This is a genomic window from Flavobacterium anhuiense (assembly GCF_900101855.1).
In the GTDB taxonomy this organism is placed as follows: Bacteria; Bacteroidota; Bacteroidia; order Flavobacteriales; family Flavobacteriaceae; genus Flavobacterium; species Flavobacterium anhuiense.
The window spans coordinates 209,920-226,193 of the sequence record NZ_FMVC01000009.1; the positions used below are offsets into that span (position 1 = coordinate 209,920).

Annotated in this window: 17 protein-coding genes and 1 tRNA gene; 16 read left to right on the forward strand and 2 right to left on the reverse strand. The window is 32.3% G+C overall.

The window, feature by feature from the left end; translation table 11 throughout:
- The first annotated feature begins 35 nt into the window (after positions 1-35).
- The 5 genes from BLP44_RS21410 (at position 36) to BLP44_RS21430 (ending at position 4,009) form a co-directional block, all read left to right on the forward strand.
- Positions 36-788: a hypothetical protein gene (locus BLP44_RS21410; protein WP_066032598.1), complete on the forward strand. Its 753-nt coding sequence runs from the start codon at positions 36-38 to the stop codon at positions 786-788.
- 5 nt (positions 789-793) lie between these two features.
- Positions 794-1,492, forward strand: a complete 699-nt coding sequence (gene lipB, locus BLP44_RS21415) for a lipoyl(octanoyl) transferase LipB (protein ID WP_091136102.1) — start codon at positions 794-796, stop codon at positions 1,490-1,492.
- 21 nt (positions 1,493-1,513) lie between these two features.
- Entirely contained in the window at positions 1,514-2,089 is a 576-nt protein-coding gene (locus BLP44_RS21420) for a Crp/Fnr family transcriptional regulator (RefSeq protein ID WP_091136105.1), read from the forward strand.
- A 64-nt stretch (positions 2,090-2,153) separates the two neighbouring features.
- A complete protein-coding gene (locus BLP44_RS21425; RefSeq protein WP_091136109.1) occupies positions 2,154-2,891 on the forward strand; it encodes an SDR family oxidoreductase in 738 nt (245 codons plus the stop codon).
- 266 nt (positions 2,892-3,157) lie between these two features.
- Complete coding sequence (locus tag BLP44_RS21430) at positions 3,158-4,009, forward strand: nuclear transport factor 2 family protein (protein ID WP_091136113.1); 852 nt, start codon at positions 3,158-3,160, stop codon at positions 4,007-4,009.
- Between the two features lie 27 nt (positions 4,010-4,036).
- Here BLP44_RS21430 and BLP44_RS21435 read toward each other — a convergent pair whose 3' ends face one another.
- On the reverse strand, positions 4,037-4,702 hold the full coding sequence (locus tag BLP44_RS21435) for a ribonuclease HII (protein ID WP_091136116.1): 666 nt from the start codon (positions 4,700-4,702) through the stop codon (positions 4,037-4,039).
- Between the two features lie 170 nt (positions 4,703-4,872).
- Between BLP44_RS21435 and BLP44_RS21440 the strand changes: the two genes are divergently transcribed.
- From BLP44_RS21440 to BLP44_RS21460, 5 genes are all read left to right on the forward strand, one after another.
- Positions 4,873-6,858 (forward strand): putative porin, encoded by a 1,986-nt coding sequence (locus BLP44_RS21440; RefSeq protein WP_091136119.1) that lies wholly within the window; start codon positions 4,873-4,875, stop codon positions 6,856-6,858.
- Between the two features lie 48 nt (positions 6,859-6,906).
- Positions 6,907-8,268 (forward strand): pyridoxal-phosphate dependent enzyme, encoded by a 1,362-nt coding sequence (locus BLP44_RS21445; RefSeq protein WP_091136124.1) that lies wholly within the window; start codon positions 6,907-6,909, stop codon positions 8,266-8,268.
- A gap of 81 nt (positions 8,269-8,349) precedes the next feature.
- Positions 8,350-8,832 carry a 3'-5' exonuclease gene (locus BLP44_RS21450; protein ID WP_091136127.1) on the forward strand — a complete coding sequence of 161 codons (483 nt, stop codon included), beginning with the start codon at positions 8,350-8,352 and terminating at the stop codon, positions 8,830-8,832.
- Positions 8,833-8,909: 77 nt separating this feature from the next.
- Complete coding sequence (locus tag BLP44_RS21455; RefSeq protein WP_091136131.1) at positions 8,910-10,181, forward strand: DUF2851 family protein; 1,272 nt, start codon at positions 8,910-8,912, stop codon at positions 10,179-10,181.
- Positions 10,182-10,247: 66 nt separating this feature from the next.
- A complete protein-coding gene (locus BLP44_RS21460) occupies positions 10,248-10,475 on the forward strand; it encodes a PspC family transcriptional regulator (protein WP_008466940.1) in 228 nt (75 codons plus the stop codon).
- Positions 10,476-10,523: 48 nt separating this feature from the next.
- Here BLP44_RS21460 and BLP44_RS21465 read toward each other — a convergent pair whose 3' ends face one another.
- Positions 10,524-11,990, reverse strand: coding sequence for an APC family permease (locus BLP44_RS21465; RefSeq protein ID WP_066032589.1), 1,467 nt, complete (start codon positions 11,988-11,990; stop codon positions 10,524-10,526).
- Positions 11,991-12,253: 263 nt separating this feature from the next.
- Between BLP44_RS21465 and BLP44_RS21470 the strand changes: the two genes are divergently transcribed.
- The 6 genes from BLP44_RS21470 to BLP44_RS21495 all read left to right on the forward strand — a co-directional run bounded on the left by BLP44_RS21470 (position 12,254) and on the right by BLP44_RS21495 (position 16,218).
- Positions 12,254-13,141, forward strand: coding sequence for a helix-hairpin-helix domain-containing protein (locus tag BLP44_RS21470; RefSeq protein ID WP_170830262.1), 888 nt, complete (start codon positions 12,254-12,256; stop codon positions 13,139-13,141).
- Between the two features lie 13 nt (positions 13,142-13,154).
- The gene (locus tag BLP44_RS21475; protein ID WP_091136138.1) at positions 13,155-14,294 is read left to right on the forward strand and encodes an acyl-CoA dehydrogenase family protein; all 1,140 of its coding nucleotides are present in this window, start codon (positions 13,155-13,157) and stop codon (positions 14,292-14,294) included.
- 246 nt (positions 14,295-14,540) lie between these two features.
- Positions 14,541-14,735 (forward strand): 30S ribosomal protein S21, encoded by a 195-nt coding sequence (rpsU, locus tag BLP44_RS21480; RefSeq protein ID WP_008466933.1) that lies wholly within the window; start codon positions 14,541-14,543, stop codon positions 14,733-14,735.
- Between the two features lie 90 nt (positions 14,736-14,825).
- A complete protein-coding gene (locus BLP44_RS21485; protein ID WP_091136140.1) occupies positions 14,826-15,719 on the forward strand; it encodes a tyrosine-type recombinase/integrase in 894 nt (297 codons plus the stop codon).
- 32 nt (positions 15,720-15,751) lie between these two features.
- Positions 15,752-16,054, forward strand: coding sequence for a ribosome hibernation-promoting factor, HPF/YfiA family (gene hpf / locus BLP44_RS21490; RefSeq protein ID WP_008466930.1), 303 nt, complete (start codon positions 15,752-15,754; stop codon positions 16,052-16,054).
- 90 nt (positions 16,055-16,144) lie between these two features.
- Positions 16,145-16,218: transfer RNA gene (locus BLP44_RS21495), tRNA-Thr, on the forward strand.
- Positions 16,219-16,274: the final 56 nt, after the last annotated feature.

The following is a 16,274-nucleotide window of genomic DNA, read 5'->3' on the forward strand; positions in this document are numbered from 1 at the left end:
AATAGTCTTTGTATCTTTGATAAAAATATACTGCGATGAAATTATATAAATTACTTAGTTTTTCTTTTTTAATAGCAACTTTAACTAGCTGTACTTTTACTGAAAACATTTACATTAATGATAACGGAACCGGAAAATTTTCGGTAGACATGGATGGTTCTGCCTTAATGGAAATGGCTGGAGATCAGATTGCAGGTCAAATGGGAGATGCTAAAAAAGATATCGATACGACTTTTACTTTCAAGCAACTATTTGAAGAAAAAAAAGACAGTATTGCTAAGTTATCACCAGAAACTCAGAAAGAGCTTAAAAAGCTTGAGAATTTTGTGGTTTCAACAAAAATGAGTTCTGAAAAAAAACAGTTTTTAATGAACTTAGGAACAGATTTTAAAAATGTCAATGAGCTTCAGGATATTTTACAAACTTTAAGCACCTTTCAGAAATTAGAAGGAGGAGCAAATGCATCTCCACTTGGAAATGGTTTTGGAGATAATGGCAGTAAATTAAGCTATACTTACGACGGAAAGAAATTTACAAGAAAAGCAGTAGTCGATCAACAAAAATTACAGGCTGCGAAGGCAAAAGATACGGCTGCAGATATGACCAAAATGATGTTCGCATCATCTAGCTATATTGTAAACTATCATTTTCCAAAAAAAATTAAGAAAGTTTCTAATCCAAATGCATTGTTTAGCGACGATCGAAAATCAATCACAATTCAATACTCTTTTACGGATTATATGGAGAATCCTGACAAACTGAACTTCGATGTTGAGTTTGAAAAATAATTAAAATGAATAAAAAAATCCAACTTCAGGATCTGGGCAAAAGAGATTATAAATCGACCTGGGAATATCAAGAAGAAATTTTTAAGGATATTGTCGATTTAAAAATTAAGAACAGAAGAGAAGAACTTGATCTGCCAACGCCAAATTATTTATTGTTTGTTGAGCATCCGCATGTTTATACTTTAGGGAAAAGCGGTGATCTTGAAAATTTATTATTAAACGAAAAACAGCTGGAAGCTAAAGGAGCGACATTTTATAAAATTAATCGTGGCGGTGATATTACCTATCATGGACCAGGACAAATTGTAGGTTATCCGATTTTAGATTTAGAAAATTTCTTTACCGATATCCATAAATACCTTCGTTTGTTAGAAGAATCTATTATTCTGACTTTGGCCGAATATGGTTTAGAATCGGGTAGAAGTGAAGGAGAAACGGGAGTTTGGCTAGGTGTAGGAACTCCGTTTGCTCGTAAGATTTGTGCAATGGGGGTTCGCGCTTCACGTTGGGTTACCATGCACGGATTTGCCTTAAACGTAAATGTAGATTTGGGTTATTTTGATAATATTATTCCATGCGGTATTCGCGGAAAAGGTGTCACATCTTTAAATGTAGAACTTGGTGTGGAGAAAGTAGATGAAGAAGAAGTAAAATCTAAAATCATCAAACATTTTACCGAACTATTCGAAGCTGAATTTGTTTAAAAGATTCAAAATAATTCGAGTATGGAAAATGAAGACAAAAAATCATTTTTGAAGCATTTAAATCTTCCAGAAAAAGAATTACAGGAGTTATTGAGTATTGCACAATATGGTAAAATAGCTAAGGCAGGCTATTTTATTCGTGAAGGTCAAGTGCCTCGTAAAATGGCTTTTGTGGTAAAAGGTTTGTTTCGATATGTTTACACTCACGAAAACGGAAACGAATTCACTAAAAATATTATAGCCGAACGGAATTTTATAAGTTCTTATTCGGCTATGATTTATAATACTCCTTCCTATTTTTCGATAGAAGCTTTAGAAGATTCCGAGATCTTGGAAATTGATTATTCAAGCTGGATAGAAATAAAAGGAAAAAATCCATTTTGGAATGTCTTTCTTGTTCAAATTCTTGAAAAAGCATTTTCTATAAAAGAAAAACGAGAAAGAGAACTGCTTCTTTTAGATGCTGAAAAGCGATATGAAATTTTTATTGCTGAATTTCCTGATATCGAAAATCGTGTTTCACAACAAATTATAGCTTCTTATTTAGGTATTCAGCCAGAATCTTTCAGCAGACTCAAAAGAAAAATTAAGACTTAACATAGGTCAATGCAAGTCCATAGCAGGAGAACTATTTTTGATTTCTAATTTAAAAAATGAAATTATGGAAATCTCAAATAATACTATTGTTATTACTGGAGGAAGCTCAGGTTTAGGATTTGAAATGTGCCGACAGTTTATAGAAAAGGACAATAACGTGATAACTTGTTCACGTTCTTTGGAAAAGCTTGAAGAGGCCAAAAAGCGATTGCCCAATTTAGTCATTTACAAGTGTGACATTGCTCGGGAATTAGAATGCGAAGATTTTGCAGAATGGCTTCGTATTAATTATCCTAAGGTCAATGTTTTAATTAATAATGCTGCTATTGCCAATAAAGCTCATTTTGTAGAAGACCGATTTTTGTTAGAAAAAATGAATGAAGAATTCTCGGTTAATCTAAATGCACCAATTCGTTTAATCAAGCTTTTGTATCCGATTTTAATCCAAAATCAAAATCCTAAAATAATAAATATTACCACAGGATTGGTTTATGTTCCAAGAACAATTTACCCGTTTTATAATGCCTCAAAATCGGGTCTGCATTCTTTTACTCAAGTTTTAAGAGAACAGTTGAAAAAAGAAAAAATCAAGGTTATAGAAGTGTTATTTCCAGTAGTAGATACTCCTTGGCACAAAGGAAATGTTTCTAAAATTGCAATTTCACCTCAAGATGCAGTCTCAGAAATGCTTGAAAGTATATCTCAAAATCAGACTGAAATAAGAATTGCAAAAGTAAAACTGCTTTATTTTCTTTTTAGAATAGCTCCTCGATTTGCATTTCGTAAAATAAATAGCCTTTAAATATGAGTGTTGTTAAATGCAAATCAATTTTTCTTGGAATAAATGCATAGTTACATTGTTTTTAAAATCCAAAACAGGAACCTTATTTTTAAATAGAAAGCGTTTTTTTTCTTAAATTTATATTCAAAAAAGAGAAAAACCATTTCTCAAAAGTTAAGATTTTGAAGGGATGGCAAATTCTAAACTCCTTGTAATTCTCTTAGCTATTTATGCTAAATTTGATTTTATACTATTAAATTAAAATTTCATTTTATTTCCAATTGCTTATGAGAAAAATCTACTTATTCTGTTTCCTTTTTGCGCTTAACGGTCTTTTTGCCCAAAAGAAAGATAAATTATATCCAGTTGCAGTTTATGAAAAAGTGTGGCAGGAAAAAAACAGCGATACCAGATTAAAGATGATTAAATCTATTTGGTTAGAAGACAGTACTTTTGAAGATCCTTCGGCTTCTATAAAAGGAATTACGGCATTTAATAATGTAATCAACGAATTTTACAAGAAAAATCCAGATGCGATATTAACATCAGGATCCAAAATTGTAAAAGATAACTATGTAACCTGGGAATGGAAAGTTTTGGATTCCAAAAACAACCTAATAATGGCAGGACGTGATTTTGCACGTTTAAACGGTAAAGGACAAGTGAGCAAAATTATTGGTTTCTGGGATAAAGGAGCGACTTTGTCTGAGGCTGATATTCTGAAAAATCTGGAAGCTGATAATTTGAAAGTAGCAGCTAAATATTACGAAAGCCTTTTTAAAACAAGAGATTTTGATGCTGTGGCTACTGTAGTTGCAGACGGTGCAGTTTACAATCAAGCTGTTGGATTACCGTATGGAGGAACTTATACAGGTTTTAGCGAATGGACAAAGATGTTTACAAAATCAACAGAATTTTTTGATCTTCAGATAGAAAAAGAACCAACCTATTTTAGTGATGCTTCTAAAAATGAAGTGATCATTTATTTTATAATGAGCTGTAAATCAAAGAAATCAGGCAAAACCATGTCAGTTCCAATTTCAGAACATATCGATCTGAAGGACGGAAAAATTACAGATGTGAGATCTTTTTATTATGATACAAAACAGTTTGCAGAATTCTTAAAAAGCAAAAAATAAAAAAACGACCTTTTTAGGTCGTTTTTTTTATTCAAAAAAATCAAGTTCTAACTGCTCTGGCAAAAGTCTAAAACTCATTCTATGATATTTTGTAGTTCCAAATTCCTTAATAGCTTCACGATGTTCTTTAGTTGGATATCCTTTGTTTTGTTTCCAATTGTACATCGGAAATTCTTCGTGAATTTTGTCCATATATTCGTCGCGATAGGTTTTTGCTAAAACAGATGCCGCTGCAATGCTAAGATATTTGCCGTCGCCTTTTATAATACTTTGGTTCGGAATCGATTTTAAAAGAGCAATTTCATCTTTAGAAAACTGCCTTCCAAAAGTGTTTTTAAGTCCGAGTTTAGCATTCAAGGAACGATTTCCGTCAACTATAATATATTCAGGAACATGTTTTAGTTTCAAAATACATTCCTGCATTCCTTTCATCGAAGCATTTAGAATGTTTATTTCGTCAATTTCATCTGGAAACAAATGTGTTACAGAAAAACATACAGCTTCTTTTTCGAGAATTGGCCTTAATAAGGCTCTCGTTTTTTCAGACAATTGCTTACTGTCATTCAGAATTGTATTCTCAAAATGTTCGGGTAAAATTATAGCTGCGGCAGTAACCGGCCCGGCTAAACATCCTCTGCCGGCTTCATCAGTTCCAGTTTCTAGAACAAATCCTGAGAAATTTTTTTCGAGCATTTTTTAGGGTTTAAATAACAAATGAAATGAAATTTTCAGCAAAAATATTCGTTTTCGTACTGTCAGCCAAGGCAATTGTATAAAATGAAGTGTTTTTTTATTTATTTGTTTTTATAATTTACCTTTGCTTAGCAAAATTTTGAAAAAATAAATTTATATAAAGCCATCAAATGAGAATATTCATTTTTCTATATCTATTAGTTGTACCAACTTTATTGTTTTCGCAAGAAAAAAAAACTGCTCCTAAAAATAATTTAGATATGAATACGGAATATTCAAGTATTACTGATTCCGTAAAAAAGAAAAAACAAAAAATAGCCACGATAGATCAGTATAAAATTGTGACTTTAGAACATGATACAATTTATGCAGATACTTCGCTAACTATTAAAAGTGCTTATAGACAGAATCATCTTAGAAAAGATCTTTTCGGACTCCAGGAGCTGTCTAATATTGGACAGCCACTAAATATGTTACAATATAGCTTGACGAGTTTTTCTCCTTATCCAGAAATTGGTTTTAGAGGAAAACATTCTCTTTATATGCAAGCAGATCAAATTAGATATTATTCTGTTGCAACTCCTTTTACAGAATTGTTTTTTAATACAACAATAAAAAAAGGACAGAATGTGGATTCTTTTATCACATTAAATGCTTCTAAAAATCTTAATTTTTCTATTGCTTATAAAGGTCTAAGATCTGAGGGAGATTATAATAATCAATTGGTTAGTGCCGGAAATCTGAGAATTACAACTAGTTATGCTACAACCAATAAGCGTTATGCAATAAACGCGCACTTCACGAATCAGGATATATTGAATGAGGAAAATGGCGGTATTACAAACGATGCTGATTTTGAAAGTGATAATCAAGATTATAAAAATCGACAAAGATTACAGGTTTATTTAACCGACGCAGAATCCTTTTTAAAAGGAAGAAGATTATTTTTTGATCATGCTTTTAGAGTAAATCCAACTGATGGGAGTAATAATTTATACATAACGCATCAGTTTAATTATGAATATAAAGCTTATGAATATAAACAGCCAACTGTAATGTCGACTTTAACTGCTAATGATGGATCAACTACGCGTATACAGCGATTTGGAGACTCGTATGCGGCAAGTAATATTAACGATCAGACTAAATATGAAAGGTTGTATAACAAAGTGGGAGCGGCTTACGAGAATTCGCTTTTAGGAAAATTTATATTCTTTATCGACGACTATAGATCGAATTATAAATATAACCGAATTATTGTTGATGCTGACGGAAATGCAGTTCCAGATAATTTGTTTTTGCAGTTTAACAATTTTGGTGCTCAATATGAATATCAGAAAAACAAATGGAATGGTAGATTTTTATATTCAAGATCAATAACCAACGAATCGCTTTCAGATTTGGATGCTAAACTGCGATATGATATGAGCGAAAAAATCAAATTTGATTTCAGATATCGCAACATTAATAAATTGCCAAACAACAATTATAATTTGTACCAAAGCAGTTGGATTTCGTACAATTGGTCGAATAATTTTAAAAACGAAAAAATTAATTCCTTAAGTGCAGAGATTACAACTCCTTGGTTGACAGGACAAGTTCAGTATACAGTGCTGAAAGATCATTTGTATTTTACTGATATGGCTACAGATGCAGAAAAAGCGGCAAGTCAACAGATTGTGAAACCAATGCAATACGGAAATGTGATTAATTATTTAGAAATAAAAGCAAGCCGGGAGTTTAAATTTGGTCCTTTTGCGCTAGATAATACACTTTTGTATCAGAAAGTAGATCAGTCAGATTTAGTTTTAAATGTGCCTGATTTTGTAACTAGAAATACATTCTATTATTCGAATCATTTCTTTAAAAAAGCATTGTTCATGCAAACAGGGCTTGTATTTAATTATATGACTAAATACTATGGAGATGATTATAACCCTGTTATTGCAGAATTTTTTGTGCAACAGGATAAAAAAATCGGTGGTTTTGCAACATTCGATTTCTTTGTGAATGCCAGAATACGCCAGACCCGTTTTTATTTAAAAGCGGAACATTTTAATGCTTTATTTACGCAAAGCAACTATTATGCAGCGCCTCATAATCCGTATCGTGATTTTGCATTGCGTTTTGGTCTGGTTTGGAATTTCTTCCAATAAAAACTGGCTTACTTTTTATTTAGAACCACTAATAAAACTTAAATAAAAATGGACTTTTCAAATAACATTTTAGAAACAATTGGTAATACACCATTGGTAAAACTCAACAAAATTGTTGCTGAAATTGATGCGTTAGTATTGGCAAAAGTCGAAACCTTTAATCCTGGTAATTCTGTAAAAGACAGAATGGCTGTAAAAATGATTGAAGATGCTGAGGCAGATGGCCGACTAAAACCGGGGGGAACTATCATTGAAGGAACTTCCGGAAATACAGGAATGGGACTTGCACTTGTTGCAATTGTAAAAGGATACAAATTAATTTGTGTGATCTCAGACAAACAGTCTAAAGAAAAAATGGATATTCTTCGTGCCGTTGGAGCAAAAGTTGTCGTTTGCCCTACTGATGTTGAGCCTACAGATCCGCGGTCTTACTATTCGGTTTCAAAGCGTTTAGCAGAAGAAACCCCAAATTCTTGGTATGTAAATCAGTATGATAATATGTCAAATTCTCTGGCGCATTATGAACAGACTGGACCTGAAATCTGGAAACAGACAGATGGGAAAATCACGCATTTTGTTGTGGGAGTTGGAACAGGCGGGACTATTTCTGGGGTTGGAAAATACCTAAAAGAGAAAAACCCGAACATCAAAATCTGGGGAATTGATACTTATGGTTCTGTCTTCAAAAAATACCACGAAACAGGAATCTTTGATGAAAATGAAATTTACTCTTATATAACAGAAGGTATTGGAGAAGATATTTTGCCTAAAAATGTTGATTTTTCTCTAATTGATGGTTTTACAAAAGTAACCGACAAAGATGCTGCAGTCTACACTAGAAAAATTGCTCTTGAAGAAGGTATTTTTGTTGGAAATTCTGCAGGAGCCTGTATAAAAGGTTTATTGCAGTTAAAAGAGCATTTTAAGCCAGATGATGTTGTTGTGGTATTATTTCACGATTCTGGAAGCCGATATGTGGGTAAAATGTTCAACGATGATTGGATGCGTGAGCGAGGATTCTTAGAAGAAAATGTAACAAAAGCAGAAGACGTTATCAAAGATCATATTGATAAGGAGCTGATTGTAGTACGTACTGAAGAATTAGTTTCGCATGCAATTGAGCGTATGCGTAAATACAAAATTTCGCAGATTCCGGTTGTTGACATTAACGGCTTTGTTGGTTCTGTAGATGAAACTGATTTATTTAGAAGCTATGTTGCTGATAAAAATGTTGCCGAAAAACCAATTAAAGAAGTAATGGGCAAACCTTTTCCAATTGTAAAATTAGGAACACCAATTGAAGAAGTTTCAAAACTATTCAGCAAAGAAAATGATGCTGTTTTGGTTGATTTAGGAAACGGACACCATCATATTATTACAAAATATGATATTATTGGTTCAATAAAATAAGCCTTTACAAATAATAACAATCCATAAACCTAATTGTTTTTTTGCGATAAGGTTTATGGATTTGTCTTTTAAAAAGAGAATATGAATTTTACTGCTATTGATTTTGAAACGGCAACTGGCTATCATCCGTGTTCGGTGGGAATTGTTACGGTCGAAAATGGAGTTATTGTAGACGAGTATGTATCATTAATTAAACCGCCAAATAACGAATACAATCCTTTTACAATTCGTGTTCACGGAATTTACCCGAAAGATACCATTAATGCAAAATCTTTCTTCCAAATCTATCCTGAAATTGAAAAGAGGTTAAAAAACAGAGTTGTAGTAGCACACAATGAAAGTTTTGACCGGAATGTTTTAATAAAAACCATGTTGCTTCATGGCCTAAATTATGATGATTTAAACATTGCTGAAAAATGGGAATGCACGGTTAAAATCTACAAAGCAAAAGGAATAAAGCCAACCAAATTGAGTGATTGCTGTCGCGAAATGAATATTCATCTCAATCACCATGAGGCATTGTCAGATGCAAGAGCCTGTGCTAAATTATATCTGCTTCGCTAAATAATTCAAATATTTGTAAGAATAGTATTAAAATTTAATTACTTTTAGATTTTGTAATTACACTATAAAAATCTAAAATGAAAGAAGACTTCCTTCATTATCTCTGGAAATTCAAGAAGTTTGATGGCTTGAATTTAAAATCTGTTCAAGGAGAAGAAATAACCATCATTAAAACAGGCGATTATTTGGAGCTTGCTGGGCCTGATTTTTTTAATGCTCATATAGAAATCGGAAATCAGAAGTGGGCCGGTAATGTAGAGATTCATCTAAAATCTTCAGACTGGTATTTGCATAATCATGAAAAAGATGCCGCTTATAAAAATGTGATTCTTCATGTTGTGTGGGAAAATGACACGGCCATTTTTAGAGAAGACAATACAGAGATACCCGTTCTAGTGCTTAAATATTATGTTTCAAAAGAAATTATTGATAATTATAATGCTTTGGTTTCTCCAAAAACATGGATTTCTTGTGAAAGGCAATTAAAAGAAATTGACAAGTTTGTGTTTAAGAATTGGCAGGAAAGATTATTTTTTGAACGTTTAGAGCGAAAATCAAAGTTTATAGATCAATTATTAGAAGAAACGAATCAAGATTGGGAAGCTGTCTTGTTTTGTCTTCTAGCGAAAAATTTTGGTTTAAATACCAACGGAAATTCCTTTTTGCAGATAGCAAAAGCAATTCCTTTTTCAGTAATTAGAAAAGAAAGTTTTGAAGTCGAAAATCTTGAAGCGCTCCTTTTTGGAACTTCAGGATTATTGGAAACAGAGAAAGAAGATGTTTATTATAAAGATTTAAAGTTTCGCTACTTCTATTTATTGCATAAATATCAAATAGAAAAGATTTATGCAGATCCTCTTCAATTTTTTAAGCTTCGTCCAGATAATTTCCCTACTATTAGACTTTCTCAGTTAGCATCTTTATATCATAGACATCAAAACTTATTTTCAAAAATAATTGATTTGAAATCTATTGGCGAAGTGTATCGTTTGCTGAATATTTCTGCAAGTTCATATTGGCAAAACCATTATCAATTTGATAAAGAAAGTCCAAATAAATCTAAAATGCTTTCTAAGCCATTTATAGATTTAGTGGTAATTAATACTATAATCCCGCTTCAATTTGCTTATTCTAATATAAGGGGCGAATCAATTGCGGAAGATTTGATTGACTTTATAAATGAAGTTGACTCAGAGAAAAACGCCATTATTGACAAGTTTAATTCGTTTGGAATAAAGTCTCAATCCGCATTTGAAAGTCAAGCCTTGCTCGAACTTAAAAATGAATACTGTGAGCGTAAAGCATGCTTAAAATGTGCTATCGGATTAGAACTACTCAAAAATAATTAGATAATTTGTACTTTTGTAATCGCGAACAATCAGAATCTTAAATCTAAAGTCATAAATCTAAAAGAGATGTCAGCAATTTTAAAACTTAAATTCTTTTTTGAAAAATATGGTTTTCATGTTTCTTCAAGATTAGCAGATAAACTCGGAATGCGCGTAACAAGTGTAAGACTGTTTTTTATCTACATTTCTTTTGTTACAGCAGGTTTAGGCTTTGGAGTCTATTTAACACTTGCTTTTTGGATTAGACTGAAAGATTTAATCCGTTCAAAAAGAACATCAGTATTTGATTTATAAAAAAAGCTCCAAATTTAATTTGGAGCTTTTTTATGAAGTGATATTTTATTATTCTTCAGTACCATCATTAAGTCTTGATCTCTTTTTGCTGTATCCAAAATATACAACTATTCCAAGAACAAGCCATCCAAGAGATAATAATTGAGCATCTTTACTCAAATTGAAAATTAAGTAGCTATTAATTGCAATTCCTAATACCGCAATAATTGGTAAAGCAGGAACTTTAAAAGTCCTGTTTAATCCAGGTTGTTTTACTCTTAAAATCCAAACAGCGATACAAACCATTGTAAAGGCGAATAAAGTACCAAAACTTGTCATATCAGCTAATTTATTGATTGGAGTAAAAGCAGCAACTGTTGCAATAATAGCTCCAAGAATCATTAAATTTGTTTTTGGAGTTCCAGAAATAGGGTTTACTTTAGAGAAAACTTGTGGAATTAAACCGTCTTTAGACATTCCTAAGAAAATTCTAGATTGTCCCATAATCATTACCATTAATACCGAAACTAAACCAATAGTAGCTGCAACAGTAATAATAAAGCCAGCCCAACCCTGTCCAGCGATATCAAAAGCATAAGCAACAGGAGCTTTAATAGCTTCAGGATATTTTCCTAGCGGGTTAAAATCTTGGTAGTTCATCATTCCTGTTAATACTAAAGAAACAAGAATATATAAAGTTGTACAAATCAATAATGAAGCAATAATTGCAAACGGAACGTCTTTTTTAGGATTGATAGCTTCTCCAGCTTGTGTAGAAACGGCATCAAAACCAACATAAGCAAAGAAAATTGCAGCGGCTCCAGAAATGATACCTCCAATTCCGTAAGCATTGTGCGTAGTTTCTTTTTCAACGATCTGAGTTGCTTCAGGAATAAATGGGCTCCAGTTTGCAGTATTGATGAAGAAAAGACCAGCAACAATTACAAAGATTACTGCAGAAACTTTAAGGATAACAATAGCATTGTTTGCTTTTGCGGCACTTTTTGTTCCTTTAATAAGTAATGAGATAACTAAGATAACGATTAAGAAAGCAGGAAGATTCATTGAGAAACCTTCGCCAGTATAACTCGCAGGATCTGTTGTAAGCCATTCAGGGAGTTTTATATGAAATAATTTCAGTAATTTATTAAAGTATCCAGACCAGGAAACTGCTACGGTCATAGACCCCATTGCATATTCGAGAATTAATCCCCACCCAATTATCCAGGCAAAAATTTCTCCTATAGTACCATAAGCATACGCATAAGCAGATCCTTCAACAGGTAAAATAGAAGCAAATTCAGAATAGCAAAGAGCCGCAAAAACACACGCAATACCTGCGATGATAAACGAAATTGCTAATGCTGGACCGGCATGATAATAAGCCCCAGTACCTGTAAGTACAAAAATTCCACCGCCGATAATGGCACCAACACCAATCGCAGTAAGACTCCATTTTCCTAGGACTCTTTTTAAATCACTTTTTTTCATATCGGCCTCAAAGGCTGATATAGGTTTAACTCTCCAAATTGACATATTATTTTATTGGTTTATTTGTTATTAAGTGCCAAATGTATTGTTTTTTGTAAAAAATAAAAACAATTATCATGTTTTAAGTTATAAAATCTTTGTTTTTTTTACAGTTGTCGTAAGAAAGATTCTTTAAGTATTGACATTCATTAAATTAATTGGCCTTTTACAAAAGATTCGATAATTTTTTGAAAACTACTTTTCTTACTAATTTTCTTAATAAATTTGAGAGATTTTTCTTAACTTATTCTTCAAAAGTATTTTTAAACATGAATTTTAAGCCTCTAAACAAGTATTTTTATTTTACAAAACAGCAACGCATTGGTATTTTTATTCTCTTTCTTATTATGATAGGATTACAGATGTTTTATTTATTATCTGATTTTAATATTTTAGACATTAAGAATACAGAAAAAGAACAGTGGTTTGCACTTCAATCAGAAATTGATCAGAAGAAATTGATAGATAAAAATGCAAAACCATCTAATTATCTTTTTAATCCTAATTTTATTTCTGATTATAAAGGATATAAACTAGGGATGTCGGTTGAAGAAATTGATCGTTTAGTGGCATTTAGAAAGGAGAATAAATATGTAAATTCTGCAGAAGAGTTTCAAAAAGTTACTGGGATTTCAGATTCTCTACTAAATAAAATTTCTCCTTTGTTTAAATTTCCAGATTGGAAACAGAATAAACCTATTTATAGTAGTGAGAAAAAAGATTTCAGCATAAAAAGTTTTCCCAAAAAAGAAAAGATTGCAATTTTAGATATTAATCAGGCTACTCAGGAAGATTTAATGAAAATTTATGGAATAGGAGAAGGGTTATCGTCCAGAATACTTAAGCAAAAAGAAATTCTAGGCTCCTTTGTTTCTATGGATCAGATGAAAGATATTTGGGGACTTTCGCCTGAAGTTATAAATGAGTTGAATAGCCATTTTAAGGTTGTGATTCCGCCAACTTTGAAGAAAATAAACGTAAATGAGGCGTCATTAAAAGAATTATCTCAATTTTCATATTTTAAATATGGACTCGCAAAGCAAATCGTAACATATAGAAGTATGAATGGAAATTTTAATAATATTGAGGATTTAGCAAAAATTAAAGATTTTCCTGTTGAAAAAGCAAAAATAATTAGTTTATATTTGGAGTTCTAAAAGAAACTAACTCATGAACTTTGATTACAACGAAACGCAGATAATGATTGCACAGTCTATAAAAGACTTTGCAGAAAAAAATATTAGACCTTATATAATGGAATGGGACGAAGAACAAATTTTCCCGATTCCTTTATTTAAAAAACTTGGAGAAATGGGCTTCATGGGAGTTTTGGTTCCTGAAGAATACGGAGGATCAGGTTTGGGTTATCATGAATATGTCACAGTAATTGAAGAAATTTCAAAAGTAGACCCTTCAATTGGATTATCTGTTGCGGCGCATAATTCTTTATGTACGAATCATATCTTAACTTTCGGAAACGAAGAGCAAAAGAAAAAATGGTTGCCAAAATTGGCTACAGCAGAATATATAGGAGCATGGGGATTGACAGAGCACAACACAGGTTCTGATGCTGGAGGAATGAATACAACTGCTGTAAAAGATGGCGATCATTGGATTGTCAATGGTGCGAAAAACTTTATTACGCATGGTATATCTGGAGACATTGCCGTTGTGATTGTTCGTACCGGAGAAAAAGGCGATTCTAAAGGAATGACGGCTTTTGTCTTTGAAAAAGGCATGAAAGGGTTCTCGTCTGGTAAAAAAGAAAATAAATTGGGAATGAGAGCAAGTGAAACGGCTGAATTGGTTTTTGATAGCTGTCGTGTTCCTGATGCAAATAGATTGGGGGAAGTCGGACAAGGTTTCGTGCAGGCTATGAAAATTCTTGATGGAGGAAGAATTTCTATTGGAGCACTGTCTTTAGGAATTGCAAAAGGGGCGTATGAAGCGGCATTGAAATATTCAAAAGAAAGACATCAATTTGGACAGCCAATCAGTAATTTTCAAGGAATCTCCTTTAAGTTAGCAGATATGGCAACAGAAATTGAAGCGTCAGAATTGCTTTTGCATAAAGCGGCCTATTTAAAGCAACAACATAAACCTGTAACAACATTAGGTGCAATGGCAAAAATGTATGCATCAGAAGCATGTGTTAAAATTACAAATGATGCCGTTCAGATTCATGGCGGTTATGGCTACACTAAAGATTTTCCAGTAGAAAAATTCTATAGAGATTCTAAATTATGTACTATAGGAGAGGGAACAACAGAAATCCAAAAGCTCGTTATTTCTAGAAACTTATTAAAATAGTAGCTTATTTTGGGCGTGCCCCTAAAAACAAAAGCCATTTAGCAAGCGCAGAGAGGCTTTTGTTTTTAGGGTCGGGCTTTTCATTCCAATCTTTTTGTTTTTAAAGAAAAAACAAAAAGGATTTCCATTGCAATCCCTCACGCATACACAAAATAAGAAATTTTTGAAAATAATTCAAAATTTATAATTCATAATTCATAATTAATATATACATTTGCAGCCTTAACGAAAGGAGGTGTCTATATTATGTTAATTATACCAATTAAAGACGGAGAAAATATCGATAGAGCATTAAAGCGCTATAAAAGAAAATTTGATAAAACAGGAACTGTTCGTCAATTAAGAGCACGTACTGCTTTTATTAAGCCTTCTGTTATCAAAAGAGCTCAAATCCAAAAAGCGGCTTACATTCAAAGCTTGAAAGACAGTTTAGAAAGTTAATATCGGCTTTTCGAAAATAATTACCGTTAGTGGTCAAAATGTTTTAATTTTGATGCTAACGGTTTTTTTTATGCTTAAATTTTAGATTTTATGAAAACAAATAAAGAGGCTTTTTCGGATTATCTTTTGTTGGAAAAAAAATATTCTCCGCATACTGTTGGTGCTTATTTGAATGATATAGTTTCTTTTGAGTCTTTTGTAAAAGAATCTTTTGAGCAGGAAAGTATTGATTTGGTAAACTATAGTCAGGTGAGAAGCTGGATCGTTTTTTTAGTGGATCAAAATATTTCAAACGTTTCTATAAATAGAAAAATGGCTTCCTTGAAGGCTTTTTATAAGTTTCTTTTAAGATCAAAGCAGATTGAGGTTAATCCGATGCTGAAGCATAAGTCTTTGAAAACTCCAAAAGTAGTTCAGATTCCTTTTTCGGAAAAAGAATTAAAGGATTTGCTGGATGTAATGGAAGCTCCTGTCGGTTTTGAAGAGATTCGGGATAGGCTTATTGTAGAGATGTTTTATGTTACAGGAATGCGTCGTGCTGAATTGATTCATTTAATGGTTAGAAATGTTGATCGTTCAAGTAATACAATTAAAGTTTTAGGGAAAAGAAATAAAGAACGCATTATTCCTATTTTGCCGATTATTGGCGGTCAAATTGATTCGTATATAAAGGAAAGAGGTGGTTTAGAAAGTTTGGTTGATTCGGACTATTTTTTTGTTTCGAAAAAAGGGTTAAAATTGAGCGAATCTTTTGTTTATCGTTTAATAAATTCATACTTTAGTAGGGTCTCAGAAAAGGTAAAAAAAAGTCCGCATGTGCTACGTCATACTTTTGCAACACACCTTTTAAATAATGGGGCAGATTTGAATTCAGTTAAAGAATTGCTAGGGCATTCTAGTTTGGCATCTACACAGGTTTATACTCATAATAGTCTTGCGGAGCTTAAAAAAGTATATAAAGGTGCGCATCCAAGAAGTAAATAGCGGTTCTAAGTGTTAATCCTAAAATTTTTATTATGAAGGTAGATGTTCATGCAGTTAATTTTACTGTCGACAGAAAATTGGTCGATTTTATCCAAGAAAGAATGGGTAAGCTAGAGAAATACTACGATCGTGTGGTTTCATCAGATGTTTTTTTAAAAGTAGAAAGAACAAGTGATAAAGAGAATAAGGTGGTGGAGATAAAGATTAATGTTCCTGGTGATGATTTTTTGGTAAAAAAACAGTGTAAAACATTTGAAGAAGCAGTTGAGCTTTCTGCAGAGTCGTTAGAACGTTTGCTTGTAAAAAGGAAGGAAAAAATAAGAGCGCACATTTAATTGAAATTTTTTTCGAAAAATGTTTTGATTAAAAGATAAAATAGCTACATTTGCAGTCCGTTAGAAATAGCGGACTTTTTTAATGTATTCGCCGATGTAGCTCAGCTGGCTAGAGCAGCTGATTTGTAATCAGCAGGTCGTGGGTTCGAGTCCCTCTATCGGCTCAATAAATTCAAATGCGATTTGGATTGGTTCTTTAAAATATTGGATTTTAAAAATT